This window comes from Haloarcula sp. NS06 (assembly GCF_051122755.1).
Classification (GTDB): Archaea; Halobacteriota; Halobacteria; order Halobacteriales; family Haloarculaceae; genus Haloarcula.
This window is the reverse complement of record NZ_CP184844.1, coordinates 2,201,810-2,216,741: the sequence shown is the minus strand read 5'-3', so window position 1 is coordinate 2,216,741 and position 14,932 is coordinate 2,201,810. Positions and strand designations below refer to the sequence as shown.

At 62.6% G+C, this 14,932-nt stretch carries 14 protein-coding genes; 6 read left to right on the top strand and 8 right to left on the bottom strand.

Annotated features, from left to right (window positions below; genetic code table 11):
- Positions 1–84: 84 nt before the first annotated feature.
- Positions 85–963, top strand: a complete 879-nt coding sequence (locus ACODNH_RS15340; RefSeq protein ID WP_434530521.1) for a carbohydrate kinase family protein — start codon at positions 85–87, stop codon at positions 961–963.
- On the opposite strand, the gene ACODNH_RS15335 is transcribed toward ACODNH_RS15340, so the two are convergent.
- Positions 960–1,976 carry a phosphotransferase family protein gene (locus ACODNH_RS15335; RefSeq protein ID WP_434530520.1) on the bottom strand — a complete coding sequence of 339 codons (1,017 nt, stop codon included), beginning with the start codon at positions 1,974–1,976 and terminating at the stop codon, positions 960–962. The genes ACODNH_RS15340 and ACODNH_RS15335 overlap by 4 nt on opposite strands.
- A 96-nt stretch (positions 1,977–2,072) precedes the next feature.
- Entirely contained in the window at positions 2,073–3,260 is a 1,188-nt protein-coding gene (locus ACODNH_RS15330; protein WP_434530519.1) for a sensor histidine kinase, read from the bottom strand.
- Positions 3,261–3,383: 123 nt separating this feature from the next.
- Between ACODNH_RS15330 and ACODNH_RS15325 the strand changes: the two genes are divergently transcribed.
- Positions 3,384–4,541 (top strand): dihydropteroate synthase, encoded by a 1,158-nt coding sequence (locus ACODNH_RS15325; protein ID WP_434530518.1) that lies wholly within the window; start codon positions 3,384–3,386, stop codon positions 4,539–4,541.
- A gap of 134 nt (positions 4,542–4,675) precedes the next feature.
- On the opposite strand, the gene ACODNH_RS15320 is transcribed toward ACODNH_RS15325, so the two are convergent.
- Together ACODNH_RS15320 and ACODNH_RS15315 are read right to left on the bottom strand one after the other, a co-directional pair.
- A complete protein-coding gene (locus ACODNH_RS15320; protein WP_005535322.1) occupies positions 4,676–5,329 on the bottom strand; it encodes a potassium channel family protein in 654 nt (217 codons plus the stop codon).
- Between the two features lie 3 nt (positions 5,330–5,332).
- Positions 5,333–6,787 (bottom strand): APC family permease, encoded by a 1,455-nt coding sequence (locus ACODNH_RS15315; protein WP_306705631.1) that lies wholly within the window; start codon positions 6,785–6,787, stop codon positions 5,333–5,335.
- Positions 6,788–6,999: 212 nt separating this feature from the next.
- On the opposite strand from ACODNH_RS15315, the gene ACODNH_RS15310 reads away from it, so the two are divergent.
- Complete coding sequence (locus tag ACODNH_RS15310) at positions 7,000–7,653, top strand: potassium channel family protein (RefSeq protein WP_306705629.1); 654 nt, start codon at positions 7,000–7,002, stop codon at positions 7,651–7,653.
- 246 nt (positions 7,654–7,899) lie between these two features.
- Here the strand turns inward: ACODNH_RS15310 and ACODNH_RS15305 are convergent, their stop codons facing one another.
- Positions 7,900–8,580: a haloacid dehalogenase type II gene (locus ACODNH_RS15305; protein ID WP_306705627.1), complete on the bottom strand. Its 681-nt coding sequence runs from the start codon at positions 8,578–8,580 to the stop codon at positions 7,900–7,902.
- A gap of 107 nt (positions 8,581–8,687) precedes the next feature.
- Complete coding sequence (locus ACODNH_RS15300) at positions 8,688–9,020, bottom strand: DMT family transporter (protein ID WP_373567948.1); 333 nt, start codon at positions 9,018–9,020, stop codon at positions 8,688–8,690.
- A gap of 247 nt (positions 9,021–9,267) precedes the next feature.
- Between ACODNH_RS15300 and ACODNH_RS15295 the strand changes: the two genes are divergently transcribed.
- Positions 9,268–10,266 carry a TIGR04024 family LLM class F420-dependent oxidoreductase gene (locus ACODNH_RS15295; RefSeq protein ID WP_434530517.1) on the top strand — a complete coding sequence of 333 codons (999 nt, stop codon included), beginning with the start codon at positions 9,268–9,270 and terminating at the stop codon, positions 10,264–10,266.
- Positions 10,267–10,281: 15 nt separating this feature from the next.
- Here ACODNH_RS15295 and ACODNH_RS15290 read toward each other — a convergent pair whose 3' ends face one another.
- A complete protein-coding gene (locus ACODNH_RS15290) occupies positions 10,282–10,974 on the bottom strand; it encodes a 6-hydroxymethylpterin diphosphokinase MptE-like protein (protein WP_434530516.1) in 693 nt (230 codons plus the stop codon).
- A gap of 329 nt (positions 10,975–11,303) precedes the next feature.
- On the opposite strand from ACODNH_RS15290, the gene ACODNH_RS15285 reads away from it, so the two are divergent.
- Complete coding sequence (locus tag ACODNH_RS15285) at positions 11,304–12,764, top strand: alpha,alpha-trehalose-phosphate synthase (UDP-forming) (RefSeq protein ID WP_434530515.1); 1,461 nt, start codon at positions 11,304–11,306, stop codon at positions 12,762–12,764.
- A 22-nt stretch (positions 12,765–12,786) separates the two neighbouring features.
- On the opposite strand, the gene ACODNH_RS15280 is transcribed toward ACODNH_RS15285, so the two are convergent.
- Positions 12,787–13,629, bottom strand: coding sequence for a DUF7537 family lipoprotein (locus tag ACODNH_RS15280; protein ID WP_434530514.1), 843 nt, complete (start codon positions 13,627–13,629; stop codon positions 12,787–12,789).
- 174 nt (positions 13,630–13,803) lie between these two features.
- On the opposite strand from ACODNH_RS15280, the gene ACODNH_RS15275 reads away from it, so the two are divergent.
- A complete protein-coding gene (locus ACODNH_RS15275) occupies positions 13,804–14,928 on the top strand; it encodes a polymer-forming cytoskeletal protein (protein ID WP_306705617.1) in 1,125 nt (374 codons plus the stop codon).
- Positions 14,929–14,932 lie beyond the last annotated feature (4 nt).

Genomic DNA, 14,932 nt, shown 5'->3' with positions numbered 1-14,932 from the left:
GCGCCGGTCCGTTCCGGTCAATGTTAAACATGCTGCATATATCCCAGTGGAAACGGCTATCACAGCGCCCCTCCAGCGGTGGATATGCGCGTCATCTGTGCCGGCCACGTCAACTGGGACGTGACGCTCCACGTCGACCACCTTCCGGAGCCCGACGGCGAGGGGCGCATCACCGACCGGTCACAGTCTAGCGGGGGGAGCGCATCGAACGCGGCCGTCGTACTGGCTGGACTTGATGCGGACCCGCTAGTCCTCGGTAGCGTCGGCCGGGACGACCACGGCACCAGGGCCCGGCGCGAACTGGCAGCCACCGGCGTCGAGACGCTACTGGTCGAGTCGGACGAACCGACGGCGGTGAAATACCTCATCGTAGACGAGAACGGCGACGTCGCTGTGCTTGGAAACGATGGGGCCAACGAGGCGTTCAGTGCGGCAGACCTCCCAGCAGAGACCCTGGCCGAGGCAGACCACCTCCACCTGACCGGTCAGAATCCGACGACGGCTGCAGCGCTCGCACGCGACGCCGCGGCCGCGGATGTTCCGGTGAGCTTCGACCCCGGCCGCCGGCTCCCGTACCGCGATTACTCGTCGGTGCTCTCACATGCGGATATCCTGTTTTGCAACGACCGGGAGGCCAACCATGCCAGAGACAGCGGGCTCTTCGAGACAGTGCCGACAGTTGTGGTCAAACACGGGGACCGCGGCGCGTCGGCCCATATCGGCGACCAGACAGTCACGAACGCCGGGTATCCAATAGAATCTGTGGACACTGCAGGCGCGGGCGACGCATTCGCGGCCGGGTATCTGCTCGCCAGCACACAGGAGACCGACCCGGAGCGCACGCTCGCGGTCGCCAACGCCTGTGGCGCACTCGCGGCGCAGTCACCCGGCGCACAGACGACACTCGACTGGGAGTCGGTGCGGGAGCTTGTCGACAGCGGCCGGCCGCCCGAAACGGCCTAATTCGCCTGTATCTCTTCAACAAGCCGCTCGAACTGCTGGCGATACTGGGCTTCGGCCCGAGCGGCGGCAAGGCCGGACTCGTCGGCGAAGACGGCCTCGAAGCCGGCCATCCGCCACAGGAGCGTCGAGAGCTGATAGAGGGGCCGTCGCTGCTCGTACCCCTCGTCAAAATCCATCGGGCGCATCTCCTGGTATCCCTCGTGGAACACCGTTCGGAGCGATTCGCGCAGTTCCGGGTCCTGAAACGACGAGTCGATGAAGAGGAACTCGGTCTGTGCGAGGTTGTACTCCGGCAGCGCCGCGAGCACGTCCTGCCAGTCGAGGACAGCCGTAATCGGCGCGTCCGCCGTCTGATCGAACATTAGATTCGCCGGCCTGAAATCGTCGTGTACCAGCCGCGGAACGCCGTCCTCGGGTACCATCTCCAAGGCTGGTTCGATACAGTCCCACGCCCGGTCTGTCATGTCCTCGAAGGGTGTCCCATCGAGGTGCGAGAGGTGGGATCTGGTGAGACTCTCGAAGTACTCTCGCCAGTTGCCCATCCAGTCACTCACGATGATCCGGTCGTCGTGAAGCGTGAGTCGACCGAACGCCTCGAACCCGATCTCGGAGTGCATGTCGCCGAGTATCCGGCCGGACTGGGCTAGCACCCGCTGGCGGTCCTCGGTCGAAAGCCCGGCGAACTCCTCGGCCAAGTTCTCGCCGTGGATACGCTCGGTGACGAAATACGGCGGGACATCGACGTCGGGATTGTCTTCGTAGACAAGGATGTGTGGAACAGGGATATCAGTCCGGTCGGCGACAAAGTCGTGGAGACAGGGTTCGACGGCGAACGGGACATCGCCCTGTGGCTTGAACTTCACGACCACCTCGTACGCCTCGCCGTTGTGGCGCAGTGTCACCATGTAGACATCGCTCTGGTGGCCCCCTCCCGGGGTCTCGAACTGGAACCCCTCGTAATCCGGGCCTGACTCCTTCAGCACGGCCTCGATGTCCTGTTCCGGGGTCTGCACTGACGTACCATACAGTGGGCGAGCAAATAAATCTGTCAATCCCGTCGCGGACAGCACTGGCTCCCAGTTCGGGTGCTGTCGGTCGCCGTATCCGCACTACCAGGAGTGGAAGGGTGAGACCGGTTTTGTCCCGTCAGTCACTTCGAATCGTGCGCCGCCGGCCCTGCTCTCGGTCACCGAGATGTCCCAGCCGTGGGCGTCGGTGATCTGTGCAACGATAGACAGGCCGAGGCCGTTGTTACTGCCTGAGAAGGCATCGACCGAGAGAACGTCGTTCAGTTTGTCGGACGGGATACCCGGTCCGTCGTCAGCGACGTAGAAGCCTGTCACTCGGCCCTCCCCTCGCTCGTCTGCCCTGTCTGTCTCGGCTGCCTCGTCATCGACAAGTGGACCGACCCAGACGGTCACGTCGTCGCCCGCGTGGTCCGCCGCGTTCCGAAAGAGGTTCTCGAACACTTGTTTGAGGCGGTTCTGGTCACCGAACACTGGGGCGGACCCTTCGATTTTCAGCGTTGCGTCGGCTGTTCTGGCCATCTCCCACGTCCGTTCGACAATGTTGTCAAGCGAAATGGTGGTACGATCTTCGACTGCATACCCCTTCTTTGCGAGGGTCAGCAAGTCATCGATGAGCGATTCCATTCGAGCCACGCCTTCCGCTGCGTCGTCGAGATGGGACAGGTCGCCGGTTTCTCGAACGAGTTCGAGCCGTCCCTCGACAACGTGAAGCGGGTTCCGAAGATCGTGTGAGACGACGCCGATGAGCTGTTCCATCCGGTCGCGCTGGACGCGGAGGTCGTGCTCGCGCTCGGCTTTCTGTAGTGCCGCCTGAACGTGCGTCGCGTACATCCGCGCGAGTCGGACCATTTCATTGTCGAACGTAACTGGAGTAAGCGACCCAATGTTGATAACGCCGTACTCGGCAAGTGGCAGGATGATCTCGCTACTGACGGGGGAGTTTTCATTGTACTGGCTTTGCTCGTCGTCGAGTTCGGAGTACGTCCGAACGTCATCCTGCTTGAAGGCCTCCCACGAGAGGCTGTTGCCGGGTCTGTAGGTAACCGGCCAGTCGAATACCTCGTCCGCCCGCTCCGTCGACGCCGCCAACTGCAGTTCCGAAGCGTCGCTGTCATACAGCCACAGCGCTCCGAGTGGCACGTCGAACACGGACGAAATCCCCGACATTGCGATCTCACATATCTCACGTTCGGACTCCGCAGCCATCAACTGCTGTGTGACAGTCTCGAACGAATCGAGATCGAATGAGACCGTTAACTCCCCACCCATCCCGTACAAATCATGCAACGCTGTATATAAAACTCGGTGTTTCTGTGTCAGTGATACGTTGCATGGCGTCACCGACCCGCCGATGTCGCGGGACCTTTGTATCCACAGTCCTCAGAGAGCGGTATGCGAACGGTCGAAATCGACGGCCTTCCGGTGGGCGATGGTCACCCGACGCGCGTCATGAGCGTGCTGAACATGAGTTCGAACTCCGGGTACAAGCCGAGCGTGTATCTGGACCCCGCGGAAGCCGCCGACGCTATCGAGGAGAACCTCGTCCCCGCCGGCGCGGACATCATCGATGTCGGCCTCCAATCAGCCAACCCCAAATACGAGTCCAAGCCGGTCGAGATGGAGAAAGACCGGCTCGAAGAGGTCGCGCCGCTCGTCGACGAACTTGACGCCGACGTGCCACTGTCACTCGAAACGCGCTATGCCGAGGTTGCTGAGGAGGCCATCGGCCACGGTTTCGACCTCATCAACGACGTGTGTGGCTTCGCCGACCCGGACATGAAAGGAGTCGTCGAGGACCACGACATGCCGGTCGTCAAGATGGCCAGTCCGCCGGACCTGGCCAGCCCTGGCGCACTGAAAACTATCGACGACATCTTCGAGGCGCTCCAGCGGGACGGATTCACAGACAGGACCATCATCGACCCGGCCTTCGGCGGCTGGTACGACGGCAAGGAGTTCGAGGACAACTGGGAGATGTTCCGCCGCCTCCGAGAGTTCCGCGCCTTCGATCGGCCGATGCTCACCGCGACCAACCGCGAGGACTTCCTCGGTGATCTGGCCGATCAGCCCGAGACGGAGAACCAGCTCGCCGTGTCACTGGCCGCGGCGACGATGGAAGTCGAACGCGGCGCACACATTATCCGAACACACGATACTCGTGAAACCCACGATGTAGTCAAAGTAGCCGACGCGCTCGGCGATGAGCGGACGACACGACCGGAGACCGACTCCGGCCCTACCGTGGCGGAACTGACTGACGTAACGTTACGGGAAGTGGCTCGCCATCAGGCCCTCGGCGAGACGGTCGCCGGCGGGACCGACGACGGCGCGACGCTCACGTTCCTGCTCGGCGGCGTGACCGACGACGCTCGGGCAAGCCTCCGGGCTGTCGCCGAGGTGACTGACGTAGTGATGGTCGAGAAAGACGGTGGCAGTCTCTACGTCGGCGGCTCCGGGGCTGCGCTGAAGGTCGTCACCGACAGCCTCGCCGAGGACGGGCACCGAGAACTTGCCGGCGAGCTCCGAGCGTCGCTGTCCCGGCGCGTGTAGGTGCCGCGGCTGGTCGTACTACAGCGACGGATTTTCACGCCTCCCTGTGTCGCGTCCCGACCGCCGATGGCTATTCGTAGGACCAAGCGAATCTCGCGGAGAGCGCTACGAGGGGGTAGGCTGACCACAAGCCACTAGCCGCGAAGCAGATTCAGTACTTCGTCGACGACATCAGGTTCAACGGCGATAACGTAGCGTCTCCCTGGTGTCAGGGTTGTGTCTGCACGGGCGATCTGCTCACCGTTATCGTCGGACACAACGAGGGTTCCCTCGGGAAAGCGGACGTCTGTGAGTGCTTTTCCGGCAGCCGGGGCACCCTCAGCGACGCGGACGAGCATGATGTCGAGGGTACCCGTCACGTCGGCAAGCGTCTGGACATCGCTTCCCAGGATTTCGTTTGCTGCCACCCTCGCACCGGCCCGTTCGGGAAAGACCACCGCGTCGACAAACCGGGTGTACGTTTCACCGGCTGTGCGGTCGATACGCGCGACCGTTCGGATCTCGGGCGTTAGCTCCGCAGCAGCTAAACAGACCGCAAGGTTCAGTCCGGCTTCACCCGTAAGCGCGGCAATTGCGTCCGCTCGCTCGATGCCTGCCTGTTCGATGATGTCCGGGTCCGTCGCGTCACCCTGGATAACCGTCGCTACCCACTGATCGGCGATATCTGAAACCATCCGCTCGTCGCGTTCGATAATCGTTACATCATGACCGCGGTCGGCGAGTATCTCGGCTGTCTGGAAACCGACGCGGCCACCGCCTGCGATGATAATGTCGAGTGTTCTGGTCATGAGTTAGTCTTCAGCCTCGGGTGTTATTTCGCTGGCGGCAGTCGCCTGCTCGCGGTCCGATTGCTGTTTTATCCGTTTGAGGGCGAAATACACGACTGCGCCGAGCAAGATCCATGTGCCGCTGAGTGCCAGTGCCAGTGGATCCGTCCGGAGCAGGAACTCTATCAGCACCCCCGTCAGGATCAGATTAAGTGTGATACCGATTATCGGCGGTGCCGGGTAGAACGGCATCTCGTATGGCCGATGCATGTTCGGCCGTTCCCTGCGGAGTCTGATGACCGCGACGTTGACGATAATGAACGAGAGCAGGAAGAACAGGCTCGACATATTGCCGGCGCTCTGTGTCGGCAGTGCGACTGAGCCAAGCATCACGACGGCGCTGGTGAGGATGGCAACGAACGGCGTCCCGTAGCGGTGGTGGATCTGGCCAATCGAGGGAAGTAACTGCCCTTCACGCCCCATCGAGAACGCGACGCGTGACGACGCGATGACGACGGCGTTAAGCGCAGTGAGCGTCGAGAACACGGCGCCAAAGACGATGAGTGCTCCACCGTTCTGGATAATCGGTAACCCGGTCGGCATGAACGACGTTGCTGCCGTGGCGATGCCAGCTTCACCAGCGTCGGCAAGCCCCTCGGCCCCGAGCGTCCCGATAGCGACCGTCACAACTGCCAGATAGACGACGACAGTCACAGCGAGGCTGATGAAAATCGCTTTCGGGATGTTTTCCCGCGGGTTCTGTACTTCTTCTGTGACAGTGGTGATGAGGTCATACCCCTCGAAGGCGATGAAGGTGAGCCCCATCGCTGGCAAGACGGCGGCCGCTCCACCACCCTCCGGAAACAACGGCTGGAATTCGGCCCCGGAAAACATCGGTGACGCGAGCCCGAATGCGACGAACACGACCAGAATGGAGACTTTGATGATGGTGAAAATCGTCTCGACACTGCCGCTGGCGGCCGTCGAGACGGCGTTGAGCGCTACAAGGCCAAGAACCGCGATAAACGCAAGCAAAAAGGCGGGTGGGAGCGCTACATCAATGACCGGAACTGCAACAGCACCGACCTGGTCCGGTGACGGGACCACGCCGTAGACGTGCAACAGTTCGAGAAAGTTCGGCGCAAAGCCCAGCGCATACAGTGCTCCCGCGATCATGTAGGCGAACCAGAGCATCCAGCCCATGATGAACGAGGCGAAGTCGTCGAATATCTCCCGCACAAACGCGTAGCCACCGCCGCTTTTCGGAATCGAGGCGGCAAGCTCCGCGTAGGAGAGTCCCGTGAACGCCGTCACGACGCCGTTCAGTGCGAAGACGAGAATCGCAGCTGGCCCGGCGATTTCGGCGGCCAGCCCCGTTAAGACGAAAATACCGGCCCCAATCATCGCACCCATCCCGATCATCGTCGCGTCAAGTAGCCCGAGTTCAGCCTCTGGCGACCGCGTCTGGCTCTTACTCATGCATCCTGTTTGTGATTGGCACGCCGTCCATCGTACGCTGTATGTACTCCGTTCGGTCCATTTGAGTACCAGGGTAAATTCTTCTATTGTAAGAACTGTGAGGGGATTTGATAAAAGCTTCTGCCGACCGACCGCACAGTATGGTCGCCCATGTTCTCAGTCGGCTGGAACTGTCGGGGCATTGAAGATGGCACGTTCTCAACAGTACGCTAATGGCCCGGACAAAGCGATTCATCATCGCCGGCGGCGGACGCGTCGGGAGACAGACCGCCGAGAACCTCGTCGATCAGGGTCACGACGTACTGCTGATCGAGTCCGACGAGGAGCGCGTCGAGGCGCTGTCAGATGCGTATATTGGGCCGGTCATCCACGGTGACGCCACGCGACCGTCGATTCTGCAACAGGCCGATCTGGCCGAGGCCGACGCTATCGCCGCACTCACTGACGAGCCGGGCACGAACCTCGCCATCTGCATGGAGGCCCAACAGTACGCGCCCTCGATTCGGACCATTGCAAGAGCGGAGACAGAGGCGGATCACGAGTACGACGAAGTCGTCGACGCGACGCTGCTACCCGAGTATCTCGGTGGGGACCACGCAGCCGATATACTCACTGGCGAAGATATCCGGACGCTCGTCTATCCGACCGCAGACCTCGATATCATCAAGGTGACCGTCGCCCCGTCCGCTCCCGTGGCGGGGCGTCGTCTCGATGAAATTGCGCTTCCGTCCGGCAGTCTGCTGATCTCGACGGCGGACCGAACGGAGCTCGCAGGAGCTGATACGGTGCTGGAGCCTGACGAGCAGTATATTCTCGCCGTCGAAACCGATGTCGTTGATGAAGTGTTGAATCTCATGCGCGGGTAGCAAGCCGAATTGTCAGGCTGATTGGACGAGCGCCTGCTTCGTCGGCTCGTCTCCAAATCTCCCGTGTTTACATTATCGACGACGTGGAGTGTTCGGTCCTGCTGGTGGAGAAACACCGCGATCGTGGCCTGCTTGAGCGCCTGTTCTGAGTAGCTGGCACGTCTTCCCTGAGACGCTTGCTACGCCATCTCCTGGCTCTCCTGACGTAACCACCGAGCCAGAACCACGAGATGCCTTTTTCCCTCCTCACAGCAGTTCGTCGTGAAGGTCGTGGAACGACCCGATAGTGAGGTCCGGTTCGCCAGCGAAGGCGTCCCACGGGCCGTCGTCGCGGTTGACCCAGACACCCTGCATCCCGGCGTGCATCGCCCCGTACACGTCGAAATAGCCCGCGGTGACGTGGGCGATTTCCTCGATGTTGGTCGCCGTTCGCTCCGCTGCGTGACGGTACAGTTCCGCTGCCGGCTTGAACGTCTGGATCTCGTCGGCACTGACAGTGTCTTCGAGCAGGCCGCCGATACCGGCGAAATCAACCATGGAGTCGAGCATCTCGGGATTGCCGTTCGAGACGACATAGAGGTCGTAGCCGGCGTCGTAGAGTTTGTTCATGCCGTCACGAACGTCGTCAAACACGTCTAGTTCGTGGTAGACTGCAAGAATCTCGTCGCGCTCTTCCGTCGAGATATCAATGCCGTGAGCATCTAATGCGTACTGGAGTGCATCGCGGTTCATCTCGTAAAACGGCTTGTAAGCATCAATCTGGTTCGCGAGGAACGTGTACGCCAGCGAGCGGGAGCGCCAGAGTCGGGATACCGGCTGGGGGTCGTCTACCCGATCGGCGAGGGCTTTCTGGGCCGCCTCAACGTCGACGATGGTACTGTACGAGTCAAATGTAATCGTCGTCACGTGGTCCGGGTCGAACGACATAGGCACCCGTAGAACCGGGTGCCTCATATAGCCGGTCGCCGAGTCGGGCACACAGCCGTCTGGCACGGGACACTCGCGACGCTGGGCGTGCCGTAACCGGGTCCCATTCAGTGCGCAGACATCTCCGAGAGGACGTTGACACAATATACGCCAATGATGATGAGCAGGATGCCGACGGCACCGGGGAGATCGATCGGCTCGTCGAACACGACAGTCCCGATTGCGGCGACACCGACGATTCCCAGCGCGGCCCAAGTCCCGTAGACAACGCCGATGGGGAGGTCTTCGAGCGTCAGCGACACCAGATAGAACGCCAGGCCGTAGCCGACGACGACGCCGAGGCTGGGGACAGGGCGTGAGAATCCTTCCGAGAGCTTCAGTGACGTTGTCCCGAGCAGTTCGGACACAATCGCGGCTCCAAGGAGGGCATAGGGATTCACGGGTTCATTCGCCGAGAATTGTGGACAGATAATATACATTTCGGCTGTCGTCGGATCGCCAGTCTCTTCTTCTGAGACAGTCCCGCGGTACCATCCTGTGAATAAACCGCGGACAACGGGCGACACTCCCCCTCTCACGTGGCTTTATTTTCCGTGCGGCCGCACTGCGAGCCATGTCTCAAGTACAGACGGTCCAGTCGCTAACAGGAGTCGTCCCGGTCGCCGCTCGTCGCGTGGGGAGCAACAGATGACAGCGCGCGACGTGTATCTCCCGGTCGCGGCACAGCCGTCGGTCGACACGCTGGTCGAAATGAGCCAGCAGGCCGAGGACAGTGGCTACGACCGAGTCTGGCTCCCGGAGACGTGGGGACGAGACGCGGTGACGACGCTGACCAGCATCGCCGAACACACGTCGACGGTCGGTCTCGGCTCCTCGATTCTGAACGTGTACTCGCGGTCGCCGGCGCTGCTCGGCCAGACCGCGGCGACGCTGCAGGAGGTCTCGGACGGCCGTTTCCGCGCCGGCGTCGGGCCGTCCGGGCCTATCGTCATCGAGGGCTGGCACGGCCGTGAGTTCGAGAATCCCCTCAAATACACACGGGAGACCGTCGACATCATGAAACTGGTACTCTCCGGAGAGACCGTCGACTACGACGGGGACATCTTTTCGCTGTCCGGGTTCCGACTGCGCTGTGAACCGCCCGAGCCCGTGCCACCCGTGGACGCCGGCGGCCTCGGGCCGAAATCAGTCGAACTTGCCGGTCGCTTCGCCGACGGCTGGCACGCGCTCATGCTGACCGCCGACGGCTTGCGGGACCGGCTGGAAGACTTCGAGCACGGTGCAGACCTCGGCGACCGCGACCGCGCCGACCAGCGGGTGACGCTGTCGCTGACGTGCTGTGCGATGGACGACCGGGCACAGGCCCGTGAACTGGCCCGCCAGCACGTCGCGTTCTACATCGGCGGGATGGGGACGTTCTACCGCGATGCGCTGGCCCGGCAGGGGTACGAGGACACCGCCTACGAGATCGCAGAGCAGTGGGGGTCGGGCGACAAAGCGGCCGCCGTCGACGCGATCGGCGACGAACTACTGGATAGCATTGCTGTTGCCGGTACGCCCGAGGAATGTCGCGACCACATCGCACAGTTCGAGGATATCGATGGCGTGGACGCGATCAACATCTCGTTCCCCCGCGCTGCCGAACCGGACACGATAGACACGACCATCGACGTATTAGCGCCCTGAGCGAAGGATTCGTTTTCAGTCGGTCACTACTGGCTCGATATCGTCGCGTCGCCCGTCGAGCACGTCGAAGCGCTCGCCGCGGCGCTGTTCCAGCCAGCGCAGCAGGCGTTCGGCCCAGTGGAGTTTGTGTCGCTTTTCGGCAGTCACAGACGTGTCGTCGAAGTCCCAGCCGGGGAACACCAGCGACCCAGCGCCGAAGTGGTCCGCAAGGAACGCGGCGCGGTCGCCATCGGTGAAACCGCCGTAGTTGCGGACCGGTAGGACGGGGCTTGCCTGTGTCGTCGGCACGACGAACTCGCTGTCGTAGGCCGGAATGTGGGTTTCCAGTGCGGGGATGTTGTCACCGTGGGCGTGGGCGACGACTGGTGTCCCGTCAGCGGTCAGCTCCCGCCCAGTGTCGGCATTTTTGTCCAGATCCGTGACCATGCAGTCAACGGCGACACCTGCCGCCCGGAGGCGGTCGGCGGCCGTGGACGCCGCGAGGACTACGTCGGCGTCAGCTGCCCGGTCTGCCTCAGCTTCCAGCGACGGGCCGGCCCCGGCGATAGCGACCGTTGCACCGTCGAGTCCGATGGTTGTCGGGTCGTACGTCTTATCATCACCGAGCAGTTCGACGAGGCGGCCACAGGCGCGCTCGTCGCCGTCACGGGGGTAGCCGAAGTCATCGAGGATATCCACATACACTGGTTCCCAGGTACGAAATTCCATCTATCGTCAGGCACTACGCAGTGGGCGTGTTTCTGTCTTGTTCACCTGGCCAGTCACACCGCACCCGCACACAAATGCCCCCCAACGTAGCTGTCGCTACCGGATTCGTGTCCAGATAAACCGAGTTGAGCCGAAATGGCACGTCCGTGTACCCCTACCCGGGTGCCCTTCCGGCTTTCACCCCTTTCTTTCGAGGCCTCCGGTATAAGTTTTCTCTTACCGTCAGACACAGATGGCGGGCTTCACAGGCACCGATGACTTGTTACGCTATATAGCTACACCAGCGCTCCACGACAGCCTCAAGACGGGGCAGTCCTTACCAGCGGCAAATGGGCCCGGGAGTGTCGATTGATTTGCGGGACGATGTAGTTCCGGACTCGCTCGTGATCGTTTCGAATCGTGAACCGTATAGCCACGAGCGGGACGACGACGGCGAGATACGGGTCCAGTCCGCAGCAGGTGGCCTAACGAGCGCACTCGACCCGGTAATGCAGTCACGGGGCGGTACCTGGGTCGCCTGGGGTAGCGGCGACGCCGATATGGCCGTCGCCGACAAGGGCATCGTCGAAGTGCCGCCGTCGGACCCGGCGTACGACCTGAAACGCGTCCCACTCTCCGACGCAGCGGTGCAGGGCTATTACTATGGTTACGCCAACCAAGTGCTCTGGCCGCTCTGTCACGAGGACACGGGCCGGATGTGGGCAGAGCCAGCTTACTGGGAACAGTACCGAGGCGTCAACGAGCAGTTCGCAGCGGCCGTCGATACGGTCGCCGATACGGGCCAACCGGTCTGGTTCCAGGACTACCACTTAGCGCTCGCGCCCAGACTGGTCCGAGAGCGACGGCCGGACGCGACGCTGTTACAGTTCTGGCATATCCCCTGGCCCGCGCCGTCGGTGTTCCAGCACTGTCCCCACAGCGACGCGCTCCTTGACGGACTGCTGGCCTGCGATGTCATCGGCTTTCACACGGCAGGATACGCCGAGCAGTTCCTGCACTGCGTGGACAGCGCGTTCCCCGCAGCGACCGTCGACACGGACAGCGGGACGGTTACCCGGAGCGAAGAGACGACACGAGTCGTCGCGAACCCGCTGGGTATCGATGTCGAAGCGGTTCGGAGCCGAGCGCGGGCCGCTGACGTGGCCAGTATCCGGGATACCGTGCTGGGCGGCAGTCGCTCGGACGCGTCCATCCGCTTGGCGCTCGGCGTCGAGCGGCTCGACTACTCGAAGGGCATCCCCGAGCGGATCGAGGCGCTGGCACACCTCTGGGACCGGCGGCCGGACCTGCGAGGCGAATTCACGTACGTGCAGAAGGCGAGTCGAACGCGAGAGGGCATCGCCGCCTACCGTCGGTATCGAGCGGACGTCGTCGATGCCGTCGAACGCGTCAACGACCGCTTCGGGACCGATGACTGGCAGCCCATCGTCTACACCGAGGCCAACCTCGACAGCGAGACGCTCGCCGGACTCTACCGAGCTGCTGATGTCGCGGTAGTGACGCCACACCGCGACGGGATGAACCTCGTCGCCCACGAGTACCCGGTCGCCTGCACCGACGGTGACGGCGCACTCGTGCTGAGTGAACTGGCCGGCGCGGCGACCCATCTCGACGGCGCACTGACGGTCAACCCACATGATATCGAGGCGATTGCGGACGCCATCGAGCGGGCGCTGGAACTGGACGAAGCGGACAGAGGTGACCGGCTGGCGCGCCTGCAGCACAGCGTCGAGACGCTCGACAGTTCAGAGTGGGTCGCCAGACAGTTCAGCGCCGGACAGTCGCTGTAATCTTTGCCGTCGGTTGTCGACACTACGCGTTCGACAGCCAGTCCGGTTCCGCGACGGAGGTGTCGTCGACCTGTGAGACGGAAAGCGATAGCGACACCGTCACCGGCTGGCCGTCTCGCTCGGTACTCACCCGGTACTGGAACGCCCGGACGACGCCGTCCTCATCAACAAGAACCGTTGCACTGGCCGAGTTCGTCGTCCCGTTGGCCGAGACGGTCGTCGAGACAGCGTCGTCGGCCGCGAAGCCGGTGACATTGCTCCCGGTCGCTTCGAACCGCGAGACGCTGTCACCGTCAACCGTCTCGGTTCCGGCGTAGGTCCAGTTGATGGCCGACCCGAGCGACTGGAGCAGTGAGCGGTCGATGACGCTGCTCTCGTTGACCGGCTGGACCGGCCCGTCGTACGGCGATGACGCGGAGCGGTAGTCCGTCATCTCCTCCTCACCGCGGGTGAGGACTCGCCGCTCGGCCGTGGTTCCGTCGGCGGTGTAGGTCGTCGTTGCCAGCGTGTCACCGCTGGCCTGCACCAGTTCACCGCTGGCCAGCGACCGGTCGCTCTCACGGTCGATAGCAACTGTCCGGTTGATGAACACCGACCGGTTCTCGCCGTCCCGGACTGTCGAAAGCTGGAACGACAGCGAGGTGGTAAACGACGAGTTCGACAGCGTTTCGAAGTGCCCACGTTCGATGGCCCCCGCGTCAAAACCGGACGAGCCGGGTGCGGGGCCGTTGGCATCAGCCGAGGTCGATGTCTCAGATGTGCCCGTGCCCGTGCCCGTTTCAGAGCCGAACAGCCCGCTACAGCCAGCGGATGCTATCAATAGCACCACAAGTGCAAGCGAGAGGTGGCGGCGTTCGAGTAACATACCGGAGTCACTGTAGCAGCGAATTAGTTCGTTATGGCCGCTCAGCTGTCACGTTCCCCTATCGTCAAGATGCGATACCCCGCCACTGACTATGCCACCAGCGCGAAACTGGGGCGACGCCGTTCCCGTCCGACCAGCGTCAGACGCCCGTCATGCACGTCATGAGGGTTTAATATGAACGAAACCGCTATAGCAACCGTGCCTCTCGGCTCCGACCCGCTGTCCGAACTCGATATTCCTGACGGGACGACTGTCGAGGAACACGACCTGGTGACCGACGGTGACGTCATCGTCGGCGGCCAGTCGACCGTGGAGTTCGGCGTGCGCGGGCGGACGGTCATCGCCGACGAGCGAGTCCGCTTTGGCGGCCACATCGAAGCTGAAGGCGACTGTCGGCTGGATATGTGGTGCGACGTGGCGGACAACGTGCTCGTCGGCGAGGACGCCTACATCGGCGAACGGGTACATATCGGCGGCGAACTTCGTGTCGCTGGCGACCTAGATATCGGCGACGACGTGGATATCGAGAACGGGTTCGAGGCGAACGGCTGGATCGTCATCCGCAATCCAATGCCGACCATCGTCTTCCTGTTCGTCTACCTCTCGCAGCTCCTCCGAATCGGCGAGGAGGACGCGGCCGAAGAGGTAATCGACGAGATGTTAGACGACGGGAGCGACGAACACGACCCGGTTTTGATTCCACGCGGTGCGAGCGTCTCGGACGACGCCTGGCGCGTCTCGACGCCGGCGACGGTCGGCGACGACTGCCGGCTCCACGGCAATATCCGCGCGAAGTCCCTCGAAGTCGGCCGTGACACGGTCGTCTTCGGGAGTCTCCGTGCGAAAGACGATATCGTGGTCGGCCGGGGCACGGAGATCAAAGGGGACGTAACGACCCGCAGCGGCACCGTCCGTGTCGGCCCAGGCGCGAAGGTCTGGGGCGACATCTCGGGGACGACCGTCGAACTCCACGAGAACGCGACGGTCGACGGGACGATCCGGGCCAGCGAGGAGATGCGGATGCACACCGAGGCAGTGCTGGACCGACCGGATGAGTCCGCTGCGGCGATGGCGGAGATGGCCGAATCGCTCGAAGCTGACACTGACACTACGGAGCCAGCTGACGAACGAAGCGATTCAGACGACAGCGATCCGGCGGCCGATGCAGCAGTCGACGACGACCCTGCCACTGTAGACGGTACTGTAACCGATGACGAGGATGCAGACGGAGCGACGCCCGGCAGCGATACGTCCGAGCAGGGTCCCGATGTTGAAGAGGCGGCAGAGTCCGCAGAGTAACCGC

Excerpts from the sequence above, each read along its gene's own strand:
- ACODNH_RS15340 (WP_434530521.1), top strand. The coding sequence starts at position 85 with ATGCGCGTCATCTGTGCCGGCCACGTCAACTGGGACGTGACGCTCCAC.
- ACODNH_RS15330 (WP_434530519.1), bottom strand. The coding sequence starts at position 3,260 with ATGGGTGGGGAGTTAACGGTCTCATTCGATCTCGATTCGTTCGAGACT.
- ACODNH_RS15325 (WP_434530518.1), top strand. The coding sequence starts at position 3,384 with ATGCGAACGGTCGAAATCGACGGCCTTCCGGTGGGCGATGGTCACCCG.
- ACODNH_RS15320 (WP_005535322.1), bottom strand. The coding sequence starts at position 5,329 with ATGACCAGAACACTCGACATTATCATCGCAGGCGGTGGCCGCGTCGGT.
- ACODNH_RS15315 (WP_306705631.1), bottom strand. The coding sequence starts at position 6,787 with ATGAGTAAGAGCCAGACGCGGTCGCCAGAGGCTGAACTCGGGCTACTT.
- ACODNH_RS15310 (WP_306705629.1), top strand. The coding sequence starts at position 7,000 with ATGGCCCGGACAAAGCGATTCATCATCGCCGGCGGCGGACGCGTCGGG.
- ACODNH_RS15305 (WP_306705627.1), bottom strand. The coding sequence starts at position 8,580 with ATGTCGTTCGACCCGGACCACGTGACGACGATTACATTTGACTCGTAC.
- ACODNH_RS15295 (WP_434530517.1), top strand. The coding sequence starts at position 9,268 with ATGACAGCGCGCGACGTGTATCTCCCGGTCGCGGCACAGCCGTCGGTC.
- ACODNH_RS15290 (WP_434530516.1), bottom strand. The coding sequence starts at position 10,974 with ATGGAATTTCGTACCTGGGAACCAGTGTATGTGGATATCCTCGATGAC.
- ACODNH_RS15285 (WP_434530515.1), top strand. The coding sequence starts at position 11,304 with ATGGGCCCGGGAGTGTCGATTGATTTGCGGGACGATGTAGTTCCGGAC.
- ACODNH_RS15280 (WP_434530514.1), bottom strand. The coding sequence starts at position 13,629 with ATGTTACTCGAACGCCGCCACCTCTCGCTTGCACTTGTGGTGCTATTG.
- ACODNH_RS15275 (WP_306705617.1), top strand. The coding sequence starts at position 13,804 with ATGAACGAAACCGCTATAGCAACCGTGCCTCTCGGCTCCGACCCGCTG.